This is a genomic window from Micromonospora sp. Utrum1, assembly GCF_057197805.1.
Genome location: NZ_CM170071.1, coordinates 4645036 through 4660671 on the forward strand (window position 1 = coordinate 4645036; position 15636 = coordinate 4660671).

The 15636-nt window shown below is 72.4% G+C and carries 16 protein-coding genes, 1 pseudogene and 1 riboswitch; of the genes and pseudogenes, 6 read left to right on the forward strand and 11 right to left on the reverse strand.

Translation table 11 applies throughout. The features are described from left to right. Positions 1-184: 184 nt before the first annotated feature. Genes AC0OLQ_RS21820 through pdhA form a run of 3 tightly spaced genes read right to left on the reverse strand, consistent with a single transcriptional unit; the run spans position 185 to position 3737 of the window. Positions 185-1531: a dihydrolipoamide acetyltransferase family protein gene (locus AC0OLQ_RS21820; protein WP_484527776.1), complete on the reverse strand. Its 1347-nt coding sequence runs from the start codon at positions 1529-1531 to the stop codon at positions 185-187. Then, a complete protein-coding gene (locus AC0OLQ_RS21825) occupies positions 1528-2532 on the reverse strand; it encodes an alpha-ketoacid dehydrogenase subunit beta (RefSeq protein ID WP_484527777.1) in 1005 nt (334 codons plus the stop codon). Before AC0OLQ_RS21825 ends, AC0OLQ_RS21820 begins: the two co-directional genes overlap by 4 nt. Next, positions 2532-3737, reverse strand: a complete 1206-nt coding sequence (gene pdhA, locus AC0OLQ_RS21830) for a pyruvate dehydrogenase (acetyl-transferring) E1 component subunit alpha (protein ID WP_484532399.1) — start codon at positions 3735-3737, stop codon at positions 2532-2534. Before pdhA ends, AC0OLQ_RS21825 begins: the two co-directional genes overlap by 1 nt. Positions 3738-3809: 72 nt before the next feature. Between pdhA and AC0OLQ_RS21835 the strand changes: the two genes are divergently transcribed. Continuing rightward, on the forward strand, positions 3810-4316 hold the full coding sequence (locus tag AC0OLQ_RS21835) for an Lrp/AsnC family transcriptional regulator (protein ID WP_484527778.1): 507 nt from the start codon (positions 3810-3812) through the stop codon (positions 4314-4316). Between the two features lie 31 nt (positions 4317-4347). Here AC0OLQ_RS21835 and AC0OLQ_RS21840 read toward each other — a convergent pair whose 3' ends face one another. The 5 genes from AC0OLQ_RS21840 to AC0OLQ_RS21860 all read right to left on the reverse strand — a co-directional run bounded on the left by AC0OLQ_RS21840 (position 4348) and on the right by AC0OLQ_RS21860 (position 7238). Next, the gene (locus AC0OLQ_RS21840; protein WP_484527779.1) at positions 4348-4995 is read right to left on the reverse strand and encodes an alpha/beta hydrolase; all 648 of its coding nucleotides are present in this window, start codon (positions 4993-4995) and stop codon (positions 4348-4350) included. A 56-nt stretch (positions 4996-5051) separates the two neighbouring features. Further along, the gene (locus AC0OLQ_RS21845; protein WP_484527780.1) at positions 5052-5480 is read right to left on the reverse strand and encodes a hypothetical protein; all 429 of its coding nucleotides are present in this window, start codon (positions 5478-5480) and stop codon (positions 5052-5054) included. Positions 5481-5488: 8 nt separating this feature from the next. Continuing rightward, complete coding sequence (locus AC0OLQ_RS21850) at positions 5489-6463, reverse strand: DNA polymerase domain-containing protein (protein ID WP_357340577.1); 975 nt, start codon at positions 6461-6463, stop codon at positions 5489-5491. A 44-nt stretch (positions 6464-6507) separates the two neighbouring features. Beyond that, entirely contained in the window at positions 6508-6834 is a 327-nt protein-coding gene (locus AC0OLQ_RS21855; RefSeq protein ID WP_484527781.1) for a hypothetical protein, read from the reverse strand. A gap of 176 nt (positions 6835-7010) precedes the next feature. After that, positions 7011-7238, reverse strand: a complete 228-nt coding sequence (locus AC0OLQ_RS21860; protein WP_357340719.1) for a hypothetical protein — start codon at positions 7236-7238, stop codon at positions 7011-7013. Between the two features lie 130 nt (positions 7239-7368). Here AC0OLQ_RS21860 and AC0OLQ_RS21865 point away from each other — a divergent pair, with 130 nt between their 5' ends. From AC0OLQ_RS21865 to AC0OLQ_RS21880, 4 genes are all read left to right on the forward strand, one after another. Beyond that, entirely contained in the window at positions 7369-8100 is a 732-nt protein-coding gene (locus tag AC0OLQ_RS21865; protein ID WP_484527782.1) for a histidine phosphatase family protein, read from the forward strand. Then, positions 8084-8947 (forward strand): NAD(P)H-hydrate dehydratase, encoded by an 864-nt coding sequence (locus tag AC0OLQ_RS21870; RefSeq protein ID WP_484527783.1) that lies wholly within the window; start codon positions 8084-8086, stop codon positions 8945-8947. The genes AC0OLQ_RS21865 and AC0OLQ_RS21870 overlap by 17 nt, the downstream gene beginning before the upstream one ends. A 146-nt stretch (positions 8948-9093) precedes the next feature. Further along, complete coding sequence (locus AC0OLQ_RS21875; RefSeq protein ID WP_484527784.1) at positions 9094-10578, forward strand: S8 family peptidase; 1485 nt, start codon at positions 9094-9096, stop codon at positions 10576-10578. 110 nt (positions 10579-10688) lie between these two features. Then, entirely contained in the window at positions 10689-11189 is a 501-nt protein-coding gene (locus AC0OLQ_RS21880) for a hemerythrin domain-containing protein (protein ID WP_357340589.1), read from the forward strand. A 60-nt stretch (positions 11190-11249) separates the two neighbouring features. Here the strand turns inward: AC0OLQ_RS21880 and AC0OLQ_RS21885 are convergent, their stop codons facing one another. Beyond that, positions 11250-12053 carry an SDR family NAD(P)-dependent oxidoreductase gene (locus AC0OLQ_RS21885; protein ID WP_484527785.1) on the reverse strand — a complete coding sequence of 268 codons (804 nt, stop codon included), beginning with the start codon at positions 12051-12053 and terminating at the stop codon, positions 11250-11252. Positions 12054-12215: 162 nt separating this feature from the next. Beyond that, positions 12216-12305: riboswitch (ZMP/ZTP riboswitch) on the forward strand. A gap of 18 nt (positions 12306-12323) precedes the next feature. Here AC0OLQ_RS21885 and AC0OLQ_RS21890 point away from each other — a divergent pair. Then, positions 12324-13760 carry a glycine hydroxymethyltransferase gene (locus AC0OLQ_RS21890; protein ID WP_484527786.1) on the forward strand — a complete coding sequence of 479 codons (1437 nt, stop codon included), beginning with the start codon at positions 12324-12326 and terminating at the stop codon, positions 13758-13760. 237 nt (positions 13761-13997) lie between these two features. Here AC0OLQ_RS21890 and AC0OLQ_RS21895 read toward each other — a convergent pair. Together AC0OLQ_RS21895 and AC0OLQ_RS21900 are read right to left on the reverse strand one after the other, a co-directional pair. Continuing rightward, positions 13998-14801, reverse strand: a pseudogene (locus AC0OLQ_RS21895) (FGGY-family carbohydrate kinase); the annotation flags it as partial. Then, positions 14779-15411, reverse strand: coding sequence for an RNA-guided endonuclease TnpB family protein (locus AC0OLQ_RS21900; RefSeq protein WP_484527787.1), 633 nt, complete (start codon positions 15409-15411; stop codon positions 14779-14781). The pseudogene AC0OLQ_RS21895 and the gene AC0OLQ_RS21900, both read right to left, overlap by 23 nt. Positions 15412-15636: the final 225 nt, after the last annotated feature.

Here is a 15636-nt window from a genome sequence, read left to right on the forward strand (position 1 = left end):
CGGCGGAATTGCCTGCGGCGACTGCCAGCGATTTCGACGTGGCCGTACGGAAATGGGAATCAGCGACCTCGACGGGTCGCTCGTCACGGACGCGAACGATTGCCCCGGACGAGGCCGGACGACCGGTTCACTCCCACCGGGGCGCGGCCCCGGCCCCGGGGGTGGTCGGGGCCGGGGCCGGGGCTCAGACGTTCGCCACCAGCAGGGCGGGCTGCTCGACGCAGTCCGCCACGTGCCGCAGGAAGCCGCCGGCCACCCCGCCGTCGCAGACCCGGTGGTCGAAGGTGAGGCTGAGCTGGGTCACCTTGCGCACGGCGAGCTGCCCGTCGACCACCCACGGCTTGTCCACGATCCGGCCGACGCCGAGCAACGCCGCCTCCGGGTGGTTGATGATCGGGGTGGACCCGTCGACCCCGAACACCCCGTAGTTGTTCAAGGTGAAGGTGCCGCCGGTCAGCCGCGCCGGGGGCAGGATGCCGGCCCGGGCAGCCGCCGTGGTCTCGGCGAGCGCGGCGGCCAGCTCCCGGGTGGTGAGCCGCTGGGCGTCGCGCAGCACCGGGACGACCAGGCCCCGGTCGGTCTGCGCCGCGATGCCCAGGTGCACCCCGGCCGACTGGACGATCCGCTGCCCCTCGGTATCCACGTGGGCGTTGAGCTGCGGGTACTTCCGCAGCCCGCTGAGGCAGATCCGGGCCAGCAGGGCCAGGATGCTGACCGGCGCGTCCGGGCTGGCCGCGTTGATCGCGGCCCGGGTCGCCAGCAGCCCGGTGGCGTCCACGTCCACCCAGATGGTCACCTCGGGAATCTCCCGCCGGCTGCGGGAGAGCTTGTCGGCGATGGCCTTGCGGATGCCAGTCAACGGGATGACCAGGTCACCGTCGCCGGCCGGGGCGAGCCCGACGTGCGCGGCCGGGCTGTCCGGCACCGCGGCGAGCTTCGCGGCCGGGGCGGCCGACGCCGCCTCCACGTCGGCGCGGCGGATCACCCCGCCCGGTCCGGTGCCGTGCAGGGCCGCCAGGTCGAGGCCGCGCTCCCGGGCCAGCCGCCGGACGATCGGCGAGATGACCAGCGGTGCGGTTCGAGGCGCCGGGTCTGGGCCCGCCGTCGGGGCGGGGGTGTCGGCGGCCGCCGGGGCGCTCGGCTCGGGGGCCACGGCCAGTCGGGGGCGGCGCCGCCGCCGGCCCGAGCCGCCGTGGCCGGTGCCGTACCCGATCAGGACGTTGCCGGAGCCGGCCCGCTCCTCCTCGCGGTAGGTGGCGTGCGGGTCGCCGTCGCCGTCGAGCGGGGCGATCGTGATCAGCGGCTGGCCCACCGGGCGGACCTCACCCGCCGCGCCGTGCAGGGCCACGACCCGGCCGGCGTACGGGCAGGGGACGTCGACCACGGCCTTGGCGGTCTCCACCTCCACCACCGTCTGGTCCACGGTGACCACGTCGCCGACGGCGACCCGCCACTCGACGATCTCCGCCTCGCTCAGCCCCTCGCCCAGGTCCGGCAGGAGGAAGTCGCGCGTCCCGGTCGTGGTGGTCATGCCGCCACCCACCGCTCGTCCGGCTGGTCGTCCCACTGGAGCCGGGCCACCGCGTCCAGCACCCGGTCCACCGAGGGCAGGTGGGTGTGCTCCAGCATCGGCGCCGGGTACGGGATGTCCAGGCCGGAGACCCGCAGCACGGGCGCGTGCAGGGCGTGGAAGCAGCGCTCCTGCACCCGGGCGGCGATCTCCGCGCCGACCCCGGCGAAGCCCTGCGCCTCCTGGATCACCACGCAGCGGCCGGTCTTCCGCACAGAGGCGGTCACGGTAGCGTCGTCGAACGGCACGATGGTGCGCACGTCGACCACCTCCAGGTCCCAGCCCTCCTCGCGCGCGGCCTCGGCGGCCTCGAGCGCGACCGGCACCGCCGGCCCGTACGCGACCAGGGTGGCGTCGGTGCCGGGGCGGCGCACGACCGCCTTCCCGAACGGCGCGGTCCGGGCCGGCAGTTCCGCCTCGGCGCTGGAGAAGTAGAGCTTCTTCGGCTCCATGAACACGACCGGGTCCGGGTCGTCGATCGCCTCGCGCAGCAGCGAGTACGCGTCCTCGACGGTGGCCGGAGTGACCACCTTCAGGCCCGGGGTGTGCGCGTAGTACGCCTCGGAGGAGTCGCAGTGGTGCTCCACGCCGCCGATGCCGCCGGCGTACGGGACGCGGATGACGATCGGCACGCTGAGCGCGCCCCGGGTCCGGTTGCGCAGCTTCGCCACGTGCGAGGCGATCTGCTCGAACGCCGGGTACGCGAACGCGTCGAACTGCATCTCGACCACCGGGCGCAGCCCGGACATGGCCAGGCCGACGGCGAAGCCGACGATGCCGGCCTCCGCGAGCGGGGTGTCGAAGCAGCGCTTGTCGCCGAACCGGGCCTGGAGCCCGTCGGTGATCCGGAAGACGCCGCCGAGCTGGCCGACGTCCTCGCCGAAGACGACCACCCGCTCGTCGTCCAGCATCGCGTCGGCGAGCGCGGCGTTGAGCGCCTTCGCCATGGTCATGGTGGCCATCAGGCGTCCCCCTCCTCGGCGCGGACCGCGGCCAGCTCGGCCCGGACCTGTTCGCGCTGCTCGACCAGTTGCGGGGTCGGCTCCGCGTAGACGTGGTCGAAGAGGCTGAGCGGGTCGACCTCGGGCTGGGCGTTCATCCGGTCGCGCAGCGCGGCGGCGTACGCCTCGGCCTCCTCGGCGATGGCCGCGACCGCGGCGTCGTCCAGCACGCCCCGGTTCCGCAGGTACGCCTCCAGCCGGGCGATCGGGTCGCGGTCACGCCACGCCTCGACCTCCTCGGCGTCCCGGTATCGGGTCTGGTCGTCGGCGTTGGTGTGCGGCTCCATCCGGTAGGTGTGGGCCTCGACCAGGTACGGGCCCTTGCCGGCGCGGGCGTGCTCGACGGCCCGGGTGAGCACGGCGAGCACGGCCACTGGGTCGTTGCCGTCGACCTGCTCGCTGGGCACGCCGTAGCCGACGCCCTTGTAGGCGAGGCTCGGCGCGGCGGTCTGCCGGGAGAGCGGCACGCTGATCGCGTACTTGTTGTTCTGCACGAAGTAGACGACCGGGGCCTTGAACACGGCGGCGAAGTTGACGCCCTCGTGGAAGTCGCCCTCGCTGGTGGCGCCGTCACCGATGAAGGCCAGCGCCACGGTGTCCCGCCCCTGGTACGACTCGCCGTAGGCCAGTCCGGCGGCGTGCACGCACTGGGTGGCGAGCGGGGTGCACTGCGGCGCCGTGTGCACAGCCGTCGGGTCGTACCCGCAGTGCCAGTCCCCGCGGAGCAGGGTGAGCACCTCGACGGGGTCGATGCCGCGCGCGGTCAGCGCCATCGACTCGCGGTAGGTGGGGAACACCCAGTCGGTGTCGCGCAGCGCCAGCACGCCGCCGACCTGGCAGGCCTCCTGGCCGCGCGAGGACGGGTAGACGGCGAGCCGCCCCTGCTTCGTCAGCGCGGTGGCCTGGACGTCGAAGCGACGACCGACGACCATCCGGCGGTACATCTCGCGCAGCGCCTCGACCGGCGGCTCCGGGTAGTCGTCCCGGGCCGGCAGCGGGGTGCCGTCCGGGTTCAGCAGTCGGACCGGCTCGCTCTTCGGCAGCAGCCCCTCGGAGGGGTCGGGAACGGCCGGGGTGGCCGGCCGGCGGGTGCGCGGGGATGCCCTGCGGACCGCCTGGGGTGTGGTCGTCACGGCGAGGACCTCCTGGACGTGTGGTGGCCCTATGCTCCTGCCGTCGGATGATTGACTCAACATTCGCCGTGAACGCGGGACGAATGGCACGGGAAGGCGGGCTTCATGAGCCAGGAGACCGGAACGGCACCGGGCACGGCGGGCGGAACGGGACGTTCGGCCGGGCCGCTCGACGAGGTCGACCGGCGGATCCTGCGCGAACTGACCGGGGACGCCCGACTCTCCATCCGTACGCTGGCCGATCGGGTGCACGTCTCGCGCACCAACGCGTACGCCCGGGTTGAGCGGCTGCTGCGCGACGGCGTGATCACCGGATTCCGGGCCCAGGTGGCGCCCGAGCCGGCCGGGCTGGGCACGTCGGCGTACATCGCGCTGACCATCGAGCAGAACACCTGGCGCGAGGTCTCGGCCGAGCTGGCCCGGGTGCGCTACATCGAGCACGCGGCGCTGCTCAGCGGCGAGCACGACGTGCTGGCCCTGGTCCGCGCGCCGGACAACGCCACCCTGCGGGACGTGGTGCTGGACCGGGTGCAGAGCATCGCCGGTGTGCTGTCGACCCGGACCTGGCTGGTCTTCGAGGAGTTCGACGGGACGCTGAGCCCGTGGAAGTGAGTTGCCGAACATGCAGCAGCCGCGGCCGCGCTCACATGTGCATGAGCTCGTCCAGCAGGCCGATCACCAGATCGGGGCGTCCGACGAACGGCGAGTGCCCCGTCGTCCATTCCCGGGACGTCCCGCAGCGTGTTGCCATCTTTCTCTGAAGTGCAGGGTCAATGGCCCGGTCAGCGGCACAGGTGACGTAGGTGGATAAGGTGTCCTGCCAGCTCTGACGCTCTGGGATTCCCCTGCCGCAGCCAGCTCGCTGGGGGCGCAGAAGCTCGACCGCCCACGCGGCGAGGTGTTCGGGGCAGTCGGCGTATAGGGCATCGACGGCGCGGTCCGGGTCGAGGTGCGTCGATCCGCCGGCTTCGGGCACGATGGCCGCCCGAAGTAGATCCGACGACCCGCCGAGGCTGGCGGCGCTCTCGTTCTTGTCGGGCACGAAGGCCGCCAGGTACACGAGGTGCCGCGCCCCGGTAAGTCCCGTGATCACCGACCCGCCGTAGGAGTGGCCGAGCACGAGTGGCCGCTCTCTCATCGCATCGACAGCAGCTTGGACAGCCGCCGTGTCCGCCGACAACGAGCCTCGGTGCAGGGCTGGAACAACGACCTCAATGCCCGCGGTCCGCAAGCCCTCGGCAACGAGATCGAAGTGACGAGGATCGTGATACAGGCCGTGGACGATCACCACGCAAGCCAATTCGCCTCCCGGTCCCGGCGGGACGATCCGCAGAGCACGCGCCGGGGTCAGAGCTGTCCTGGCAGACAACCTTCCGCCTGATTGACCACGAGTTCGCGGATCAGGAGCAGTTCTGCCGCCGTGCTCGTGCCTCCGAGGCGTTGAACATCGTGCCACCGGTCGAGGCAGCGAATCACGTACCTCCACTGCGCGCCGGTCAGCGACACCGTCACCTCGTGATCGTCGTGAGGCCAGTCGGTGGGACCTGTTTCCGGCGTCCAACCAGAGGTCTGGCGCCAACCCTCTTGAAGAATCTGGATTCCGGTCGCTACGAGACCGTGCGGGTCACCGTTCTCGGCCTCGACGTTGACCACGTTGTCGAGAACGCGATTGACCGTCCGCCATTGCCGTGCAGGCATCCGGACCGGACAGGTGCGTGGCTCAGCTGGCTGGTTGGGCATACGCGGCAGCGTGACCGACGGGCGGTCGGTGGTCAACGCGCGCTTCAACGCTCGGGTGGCGCCTCCAGGCCCTCCCGGTCGGCCAGCTCCAGCAGCGGTTCCAGGGAGAACCGGCGCTCGTCGAGGCCGGCGTGCGGGTCGCCCCGCTCGGCGAACCGGGCCGGCAGGCTGAGCACGTCGAAGTCCTCCGGCCGCGCGTCGTCCAGCTCGGCCCAGTCCAGTGGTGCCGAGACCAGCGCCCGCGGGGTGGGCCGGATCGAGTACGCCGAGGTGACGGTGTGGTCCCGGGCCATCTGGTTGTAGTCGACGAAGACCGGCCGGTCCCGCTGCTCCCGCCACCACGTGGTGGTGACCAGGTCGGGCAGCCGGCGCTCCATCTCGCGGCCCAGGGCCAGCACCGCGCGCCGGCAGTCGCCGAAGCTCCACCGCGGCTCGATCGACAGGTAGACGTGGATGCCCCGGCCGCCGGTGGTCTTCGGGTAGCCCACCAGGCCCAGCTCGTCGAGGAACGCGCGCACCTCGTGGGCGACCGGCACCACTTGGGCGTAGTCCACCCCGGGCATCGGGTCCAGGTCGATGCGGAGCTGGTCGGGGCGCTCGACGTCGCCCGCCGAGACCGGCCAGGGGTGGAAGCGCAGGGTGCCCAGGTTGGCCGCCCAGATCACCACGGCCAGCTCGCTCGGGGCAACCTCGTCGGCGGTCCGGCCGCTGGGAAAGGTGATGTGCGCGGTGCGCACCCAGTCGGGCGCGCCCGCCGGCAGGCGCTTCTGGTAGAACGCGTCACCCTTGTTGGTCTGCCGGGTGGCGATCTTCGCGCCCTCGAACACACCACGCGGCCAGCGCTCCAGCATGGTCGGTCGGTCGCGCAGCGCGCGCAGGATGCCGTCGCCGACGGCGAGGAAGTAGCGGACCACGTCCAGCTTGGTCAGGCCGCGCTCCGGGAAGTAGGGCTTGTCGGGGCTGGAGACGCGGACCAGCCGCTCCCCCACCCGGATCTCCTCGGCCGCCGTGGTCGCCACGCCTCACACCGTACGACGCGGACGGTCGCCACGCGGGGATCTCGTCACGTGATGAGCAGGGCCCCGACGATGATCAGCGGCACCGAGACGAAGAGGAAGATGCCGACGCCGGTGAGCACGCGCCCCCCGCCGCCGTCCCCCCGCTCCGGTGCCAGGCCGAAGGTGGACCGGGCGGGCAGCATGCCGATCCGGCTCAGGGTCAGGTCGCCAGTCATCCCGAGCACCGCGCCGACCAGCATGAACGCCACGCCCAGGCGGTGGACGAAGTCGCCGCCGCTGACCCCGACCCAGATGCCCACCGTGATCCCGATCACCACCGCGGCGACCAGGAAGAGGACCAGCGCCTCGCGCAGACCCCTGAGGACAGTCATCGATGGCTCCATCCCGTCGTCTCCGACAGGACATTCTGTTCCATCGACCGGTCCGGCCGCTGCCCCGCGGCGGGCTGGCGGCGGGTCGGATCGGTGACGTTCCGGGTTTCCCGCGACGGCGGCCGGCGGGACCGGGCGCGGCGCGGTCGCCGACCCGGTCCCGGTGGCGCCGGCGCTCAGCGCCCTTCCTGCTGCATACGCGTCATCAGCATCTGCTTGCCCTGGTCACCGGCCTTGCGGTTGTTCTCCTGGATCTTGCGGAACCAGTTGGCGAGTTCCGTGTCGCCGCGCTGATCCGCGTCGGCGATGTACGTCTCCATCCGGTAGACGTTGTGCAGGGACAGCTGCAGCGTGCGGATCAAGTCGTAGTTCTTGTCCCGCACGGGGCTCTTCTGCTCGGTCATGGTCGCCACGGCGTTACCTCCCCAGTCCGTGTTGGTGGAGCCAGCGCTTACCCGCCGCGGGCCCGTTCACGCCCGGCCACCCGCCGGGGCCGACGGTTACCGGGCTCAGGGCCGGGGTACCGGAGGCCGCATGGCGGAACTGGCAGCTCTCTGGATCGTCCGGCACGGCGAGAGCACGGCGAACGTCGCCGCCACGGCGGCCGAGGCGGCCGGCGCCGAGCTGATCGACCTCACCCACCGGGACGCCGACGTGCCGCTGTCGCCCACCGGCGAGGAGCAGGCCCGGGCGACCGGCCGGTGGCTGGCCGGGCTGCCCGAGGCGCGCCGCCCCGACGTGGCGGTGGTGTCGCCGTACCTGCGGGCGGTGTCCACCGCCGAGCTGGCCCTCGCCGGCACCGGGGTGCCGATGAGCCGGGACGAGCGGCTGCGGGACCGGGAGCTGGGCATCCTCGACGGGCTGACCGGCCACGGCGTCCGGCGGCGGTATCCGGACGAGGCGGCGCGCCGCGACCGGCTCGGCAAGTTCTACTACCGCCCGCCCGGCGGCGAGTCCTGGACCGACGTGGCGCTGCGGCTGCGCGCCCTCCTCGGCGACCTGCGCCGGGACCACGCCGGCGGCCGGGTGCTGCTGTTCGGCCACGACGCGCTGGTGTTCTTGCTGCGCTACCTGGTGGAGGGGCTCACCGAGGCGGAGCTGATGGCGCTCACCCGCAAGCAGGTCATCGCCAACTGCTCGGTCACCGGCTGGTCGGCCGACGCCGCCGGCCGGCTGACCCTGGACGTGTTCAACGACGTCGCCCACCTGCACCGGCAGGGAGCGCGGCCGACCAGGGAGGACGAGGTCCATGCCGAGCCGGTCTGAGGTCATCACCCCCGCGCTGCTGCGGGACTGGGAACTGCCCGTGCCGACCGGCGGTAAGGAGGCCCGGGGCACCGTGCTGGTGGTCGGCGGGTCCCGGTTCACCCCCGGCGCGGTGCTGCTCGCCGGGGTGGCCGCCCTGCGCGCCGGCGCCGGGGTGCTGCAACTGGCCGCCGCCGAGTCCACCGCCACCGCGCTCAGCATCCAGGTGCCCGAGGCGCTGGTGGTCGGCCTGCCGGAGACCGGCGAGGGCGCGGTCCACGGCGACCCGGGCGACCTCCTCGACGGCCTGGTCGCCGAGGCGGACGTGGTGGCGGTCGGCCCCGGCCTGAAGGACATCGACGCCACCCGGGCGCTGCTGCACCTGGTCCTCGACGCGGCCCGCCCGGAGACCTCACTGGTGCTCGACGCGTACGCCCTCGGCGCGCTCAGCCACGAGCCGGACCTGCTGGTCGGCTCGGGCCGCAAGGTGGTGCTCACCCCCAACCTCACCGAGGCCCGGCACCTGCTCGGCCGGAAGCCCGGCGACGACCTGGACGCCGAGGCGGTCGAGCTGGCCCGCCGGTACGACGCCGTGGTCTCCCTCTACGGCCACATCGCCACCCCCGACGGGCGGGCCTGGCGTGAGGAGAGCGGCGACGCCGGCCTGGGCACCTCCGGCAGCGGGGACGTCCGGGCCGGGCTGCTCGCCGGGCTGCTCTCCCGGGGCGTCGAGCCCGCGCAGGCCGCCTGCTGGGCCGCGTTCGCCCACGCGGTCAGCGGGCAGCGCCTGGTCCCCCGGTACGGCCGGATCGGCTTCCTGGCCCGCGAACTGCTGGACGAGATCCCCTACACGTTGGCCACCGTCTGACGGTTGTTGTTCGTCCGTTCGGATGTGTGTAACAACACACTGGCTCCCTACGCTGGTTGACCGAAGGCAAGCAACCTGCTCGTCTTCCGCCGGCCCGCTTCCCACCAGGGAGTGGGGTCGGCCGGATCGGCCCCCTGGGAGTCTGTGTGAAGAACCTCCGTCGCAAGACACTGGCCGCCGCGTCCGCCGCGACGCTCGGCGTCGGCCTCGCCCTCACCGGCGGGCTGGCACCGGCGGCGGCCGCCGGACCAGACACCTCGTATCTGGTCCTCGCCCCGCAGGGCGCCAACACCAGCAAGGCCGCCGCCCGCGTGGCGGCCGCCAAGGGCACCGTCGTGGCCACCTACGACCAGATCGGCGTGCTCGTCGTCCGCTCGACCAACCCGGACTTCGCCACCCAGGTGGCGGGGGCGGGCGTCGAGTCGGTCGCGTCCACCGCCGGCCTGGGCACCGCCCTCGACGAGGGCGAGACCGTGGAGGTCTCCGCGGCCGACGTCGCCAACGCCACCGGCGACCCGACCAAGGAGCCGCTGTACGGGCAGCAGTGGGACATGAACATGATCCACGTGCCGCAGGCCCACGCGGTCAACAACGGCAGCCCGAACGTCGTCGTCGGCGTGCTGGACAGCGGCATCTCCAGCACCCACCCGGACCTGGCGACCCAGATCGCCAAGGACAAGAGCACGTCCTGCATCGGCGGTGTCACCGACACCACCGAGGCGGCGTGGAACCCGACCACCAGCGACCACGGCACCCACGTGGCCGGCACCATCGCCGCCGCCGTCAACGGCGTCGGCGTGACCGGCATCGCGCCGGGCGTCAAGGTCGCCGCGGTCAAGGTGGTCAACAACGACGGCTACATCTTCCCGGAGGCCGCGGTCTGCGGGTTCATGTGGGCCGCCGACCACGGGATGCAGCTGACCAACAACAGCTACTTCATCGACCCGTGGGAGCTGAACTGCCGCAACGACGCCCGCCAGCGTCCGGTGTGGCAGGCCGTGCAGCGGGCGCTCCGCTACTCGCAGTCCAAGGGCGTGCTGAACGTGGCGTCCGCGGGCAACTCCAACTACGACCTCGCGCACAAGATCACCGACACCGGCAGCCCGAACAACGGGACGCCGGAGGTGCGCGAGAACCTCACCAACGCCTGCCTCGACCTGCCGGCCGAGGCGCCGGGCGTGGTGACCGTCTCCGCCGTCGGTCCGACCGGCGCGAAGAGCTACTACTCCTCGTACGGCCTGGGCGTGGTGGACGTGACGGCGCCGGGTGGTGACAGCCGGTTCCGTACCCAGGGCGTTAGCCCGACGACCACGGACCAGATCCTGTCGACCACCTTCAACACCGCCACCCGCACCAACGGGTGGGGGTACAAGCAGGGCACCTCGATGTCCGGCCCGCACGCCACCGGCGTCGCGGCGCTGGCGTTGTCGGCGCACCCGGGGATGACCCCGGGCCAGCTGGCGTCGTTCCTGGAGCGCACGTCGGTCGCGCAGTCCTGCCCGGAGGGCGTCTACAACCCGGCGCCGCTGCACGCGGACGGCCCGCACGCGTACGACGCCACGTGCTCCGGCGGGGAGCGCAACTCGTTCTACGGCGCCGGCATGGTCGACGCGTACAACGTGGTCAAGTAGCGGTAGCACCAACGAACAGGGCCCGGCGACGTGTCGCCGGGCCCTGTTCGTTTGTCCTGGTCGGGACGGGGGTAGGGGGGCGTCATCAACCGACTCTAGGAGGTACCCCGGTGTCCACCGATGCGATCGTCCTGCTCAAGGAGGACCACAAGGAGATGCGCCGCCTGTTCAAGGCCTTCCAGGACGCCGAGGAGGGCCCAGCGGCGGAACGGAAGAAGCTCGTCACGCAGATCCTCGAGGCGTTGACGGTGCACACCTACCTCGAGAACGAGGTGATGTACCCGGAGGTCCGCAAGCTCGTGCCCGACGTCGAGGACGACATCCTGGAGTCGTACGAGGAGCACCACGTCGCCGACGTGCTCTGCTTCGAGCTGTTCACGATGGACGCGGACGACGAGCGCTACAACGCCAAGACGACGGTGCTGATCGAGAACGTGCTGCACCACGTCGAGGAGGAGGAGCAGGAGTGGTTCCCCAAGGTCCGCGAGGCGCTCGGCCGTAACCAGCTCCAGGAGATCGGCCAGCGCATGATCAACCTGCGCCCGAAGGCGCCAAAGACCCCGACCGCCCCGAAGGCGCTGAAGAAATCGCTGGACGCCGTCGTCGCCTGACCAGGCGCGACGTGACGGCGGGACCCGGCCGAGGCCGGGTCCCGCCGTCGTTTCCGCCGCTCAGCCACCCGAGCCCGGCTCGGCCATCTTCCGGTGCTGCTCCGCCTTCAGCCGGTCCGGGACGATCTTGCCGGCCGCGGTCTGGAGCTTGTTCACGAACGAGCCGGCGGACACCTTGTGCTCCCCCTTCATCAGGGCCTCGAAGGCGTCCTCGGCCACCTTCCGGGGGTCGTCCTTCTTCCCCTGGCCGACCCGGGTGTCCTCCATGCGGGCCCGCTCGAAGAACTCCGTGTCCGTCGGGCCGGGCATCAGCGAGGTGACCGTGACCCCGGTGTCCTTCAGCTCGTTGCGCAGCGCCTCGGCGAACGACTGCACGAACGACTTCGAGGCGTTGTAGACCGCCTGGAACGCCCCCGGCATCGTCGAAGCGATCGACGAGGTGAACAGCACCCGCCCCCGGCCCCGCTCGACCATGCCCGGCAACAGCCGCTTGGCCAGGTGCACCGTCGAGCGCACGTTCAGGTCGACGATGTTCAACTCGTCCTCTAGATCCGTCCCGCCGACGAATTCCCCGCCGGCGCCCCGGCCGGCGTTGAGCGCCAGCGCGTCGACCGGCCGGCCCAGCTCCGCCACGGCCGCGGCCAACTGCTCCACCCCATCGGGCGTGGCGAGGTCCACCCGGACCGGGTACGCCTCCGGGCCGTCGTCGCGGCGCAGGTTCCGCGCCGCCGTCGCGATCGCCGGATCCTCGGCGGCCACCACCACGTCGTACCCGTGCTCGGTGAACTGGGCGGCCAACTCGTACCCGATGCCGCTGGACGCGCCGGTCACCACGGCGAGCGGACGGCCGGTCGGTGTGCTCATATCTGCTCACTCCCCTCGTCGTCGGGCGCGGTCCGCACGCACCGTGACCGGCCCCGATGGTGACGTGCCCACCGCACGGGCGGCTAATCCCGCGTTCCGGGCCGGGCCGACACCCGGGTGGCCCGGTCACCCCCGGCGGCCCGCGGCCCACCCGGTAGGATCGGCGCGGGCCGTTACTGGCGCGTGGGGATGAAGAACCATCGGGGAGCGGTCCCGTCACGAGGACGCATGCCGAGCGCCTGGGCCTTCCGCACGTCACCAGGAGGTCTCATGTCGCTGAACGCCGAATCCACCGCCTTCCGCAGCGCGCTGGAGGTGATCCGCGCCGTCGAGCCGCGGGTGGCGGACGCCATCGGGGCCGAACTGGCCGACCAGCGCGAGTCGCTCAAGCTCATCGCCAGCGAGAACTACGCCTCCCCGGCCACCCTGCTGGCCATGGGCAACTGGTTCAGCGACAAGTACGCCGAGGGCACCATCGGCCGCCGCTTCTACGCCGGCTGCCAGAACGTCGACACCGTCGAGGCGCTCGCCGCCGAGCACGCGAAGGAGCTGTTCGGCGCCGCCCACGCGTACGTGCAGCCGCACTCCGGCATCGACGCCAACCTGGTCGCCTTCTGGGCGATCCTGGCCGACCGGGTCGAGTCCCCGGCGCTCAAGAAGGCCCAGGTACGCCAGGTCAACGACCTCACCGAGGCGGACTGGTTCGCGCTGCGCCGCGAGCTGGGCAACCAGCGGATGCTCGGCATGTCGCTGGACGCCGGCGGACACCTCACCCACGGCTTCCGGCCGAACATCTCCGGCAAGATGTTCGACCAGCGCAGCTACGGCACCGACCCGGCCACCGGCCTGGTCGACTACGACAAGGTCGCCGAGGCGGCCCGCGAGTTCAAGCCGCTGATCCTGGTCGCCGGCTACTCGGCGTACCCCCGGAAGGTCAACTTCCGGATCATGCGGGAGATCGCCGACTCGGTCGGCGCCACCTTCATGGTCGACATGGCGCACTTCGCCGGCCTGGTCGCGGGCAAGGTCTTCACCGGCGACTTCGACCCGGTGCCGCACGCGCACATCGTCACCACCACCACCCACAAGTCGCTGCGCGGCCCGCGCGGCGGCATGGTGCTCTGCGGCCCGGAGCTGGCCGACCAGGTCGACCGGGGCTGCCCGATGGTGCTCGGCGGGCCGCTGCCGCACGTGATGGCCGCCAAGGCCGTCGCCCTCGCCGAGGCCCGCCGCCCCGACTTCGCCGACTACGCCCAGCGGATCGTCGACAACGCCCAGGCGCTCGCCGAGGGGCTGCTGCGCCGGGGCGCGAAGCTGGTCACCGGCGGCACCGACAACCACCTGGTGCTCATCGACGTCTCCGGGTACGGCCTCACCGGCCGGCAGGCCGAGCAGGCGCTGCTCGACTCCGGCATCGTGACCAACCGCAACGCCGTCCCGCAGGACCCGAACGGCGCCTGGTACACCTCCGGCATCCGGATCGGCACCCCGGCGCTGACCACCCGCGGCCTGGGCGCCACCGAGATGGACACCACCGCCGAGCTGATGCACACCGTGCTCAGCCAGACCACCCCGGGCGCGAACGCGGACGGCACCCCGTCCAAGGCCAAGTACGTCCTCGACCCGGCCCTGGCCGAGACGGTGAGCAAGCAGGCCAGCGACCTGCTGAGTGGCTTCCCCCTCTACCCCGCCGTCGACCTCGGCTGACCCCACCCACTCGGTTCCCGACGCCCCGCCCGGCCCCGGCCGCGCGGGGCGTCGGAGGGCGCGGTACTCGGCGTACAGCTCGTCGTAGGCGGCCGCGCCGGCCGGGTCCGGGTGCCAGGTCTCGCGGCGCGGCGCGCCCATGGCCGCCGACGCGCTCTCCACGTCCGGGTACGCCCCGGCGGCCACCGCGGCGTGGATGGCCGCGCCTAGCGCCGCCGGGTGCGCGGCGTCCACCACGTGCAGCGGGCGGCGCAGCACGTCGGCGTAGATGCGCAGCAGGAGGCGGTTGGCGGTGAGCCCTCCGGCGGCGGTCAGCTCGTCGACGGGTACGCCGGCGGCCTCGAACGCCTCGACCACGGTGTGGGCGCCGAACGCGGTCGCCTCCAGCAGCGCCCGCCAGATCTCCTCGGGCCGGGTGGCCAGGGTGAGCCCGACCAGCACCCCGCTCAGCTCGTGGTCCATCAGCACCGACCGGTTGCCGCTGTGCCAGTCCAGCGCGAGCAGCCCGTGCCCGCCCACCGGCTGGTCGGCGGCGAGCGAGTCCAGCAGCTCGTGCACCGACACTCCGCGGCGGACGGCCTCCTCGGCGTACGACGCGGGCAGGGCACGCGCGACGTACCAGGCGAAGATGTCACCGACCCCGCTCTGGCCGGCCTCGTAGCCCCACCGGCCGGCGGTGACGCCGCCCTCGACGACGCCGCAGACGCCGGGCACCTCGTGACAGGTCCGCGCGTTCATGATCAGGCAGGTGGAGGTGTCGAGCACGGCGAGCATCCGGCCGGGCGCCACCGACCGGGCCGCCGCCGCGGTGACGTGCGTGTCGATCGCCCGGGCGGCCACCGGGATCCCGGCGGGCAGGCCGGTCCAGCCGGCCGCCTCGGCGGTCAGCCCGCCGGCCCGGGCGGCCGGCGGCAGCAACGGCCCGTCGATCTTCGCCAGCAGGTCGGGCAGGTCCGGGTCCAGCGCAGCGAGGAAGTCGGGGGCCGGGTGGTGGCCGTCCTGGCGTAGCCGTTGCCTTTCATGAAGCGCTAATAAGCGCATGATCGGCAGTCCCGCCTTGCGGTGGGGCGGTCCCGGTCTGACCCGCCGAGGCGGTGCCGGGTAGACGCTTCACAGCCACCGGCCCGCCGGGGCGGGTCTTACGGTCGGCTCCACGTCCGTTTACAGTCTCCGAGCCACTCCGGGCGACCACGAGTTGTGCGAGGTTGCGTGCGGCGTTGAGATCCCGGTCCAGGACCAGAAGGCACGCCTGGCAGGTGAAGGTCCGGATCCGCAGCGGCAGTTTGGGTTTCACCGCGCCGCAGCCCGAACAGGTTTTGGAGGATGGATACCACCGGTCGGCGGTTACGAGCTGGCCGCCGTTCCAGACGGTCTTGTACGCGAGTTGCCGGCGGATCTCCCCGAACCCGGCGTCGCTGATGACCCTGGCCAGGCGACGGTTGCGCACCATCCCGGCCACGTTGAGGTCTTCGACCACGATCGTGGCGTACTCACCGGCCAACCGCGTGGTGAGTTTGTGCAGTCCGTCGCGGCGCAGGTTCGCCACCCGCGCATGTTGTCGGGACAGCCGCTTCGATGTCCGCTCCCACCGGCGGGAGGCGGTGATGGGGGTGCGGGTGGCCGGGTCGTAGGGGCCGCGTTTGCGGGCCACGGCGCGTCCGAGGCGGCGAAGGCTTCGCTGGGCGGCATACAGGTGGCGGGGTTGGGTTCGACGTCGCCGGTGGACAGCACCGCCAGACGGTGGATGCCGACGTCGACACCGACCATGCCCGTCGGTCTGCTCGGCTTACGATCTGATCGTTCGACCTCGCAGGTGAACGCCACGTGCCAGCGGCCCGCCTCGCGCCGCACCGTGGCGGACAGGATTCGGGCGGTG

Excerpts from the sequence above, each read along its gene's own strand:
- AC0OLQ_RS21835 (WP_484527778.1), top strand. The coding sequence starts at position 3,810 with ATGAGCCAGGAGACCGGAACGGCACCGGGCACGGCGGGCGGAACGGGA.
- AC0OLQ_RS21855 (WP_484527781.1), bottom strand. The coding sequence starts at position 6,834 with ATGACTGTCCTCAGGGGTCTGCGCGAGGCGCTGGTCCTCTTCCTGGTC.
- AC0OLQ_RS21865 (WP_484527782.1), top strand. The coding sequence starts at position 7,369 with ATGGCGGAACTGGCAGCTCTCTGGATCGTCCGGCACGGCGAGAGCACG.
- AC0OLQ_RS21890 (WP_484527786.1), top strand. The coding sequence starts at position 12,324 with ATGTCGCTGAACGCCGAATCCACCGCCTTCCGCAGCGCGCTGGAGGTG.
- AC0OLQ_RS21820 (WP_484527776.1), bottom strand. The coding sequence starts at position 1,531 with ATGACCACCACGACCGGGACGCGCGACTTCCTCCTGCCGGACCTGGGC.
- AC0OLQ_RS21870 (WP_484527783.1), top strand. The coding sequence starts at position 8,084 with ATGCCGAGCCGGTCTGAGGTCATCACCCCCGCGCTGCTGCGGGACTGG.
- AC0OLQ_RS21860 (WP_357340719.1), bottom strand. The coding sequence starts at position 7,238 with ATGACCGAGCAGAAGAGCCCCGTGCGGGACAAGAACTACGACTTGATC.
- AC0OLQ_RS21885 (WP_484527785.1), bottom strand. The coding sequence starts at position 12,053 with ATGAGCACACCGACCGGCCGTCCGCTCGCCGTGGTGACCGGCGCGTCC.
- AC0OLQ_RS21825 (WP_484527777.1), bottom strand. The coding sequence starts at position 2,532 with ATGGCCACCATGACCATGGCGAAGGCGCTCAACGCCGCGCTCGCCGAC.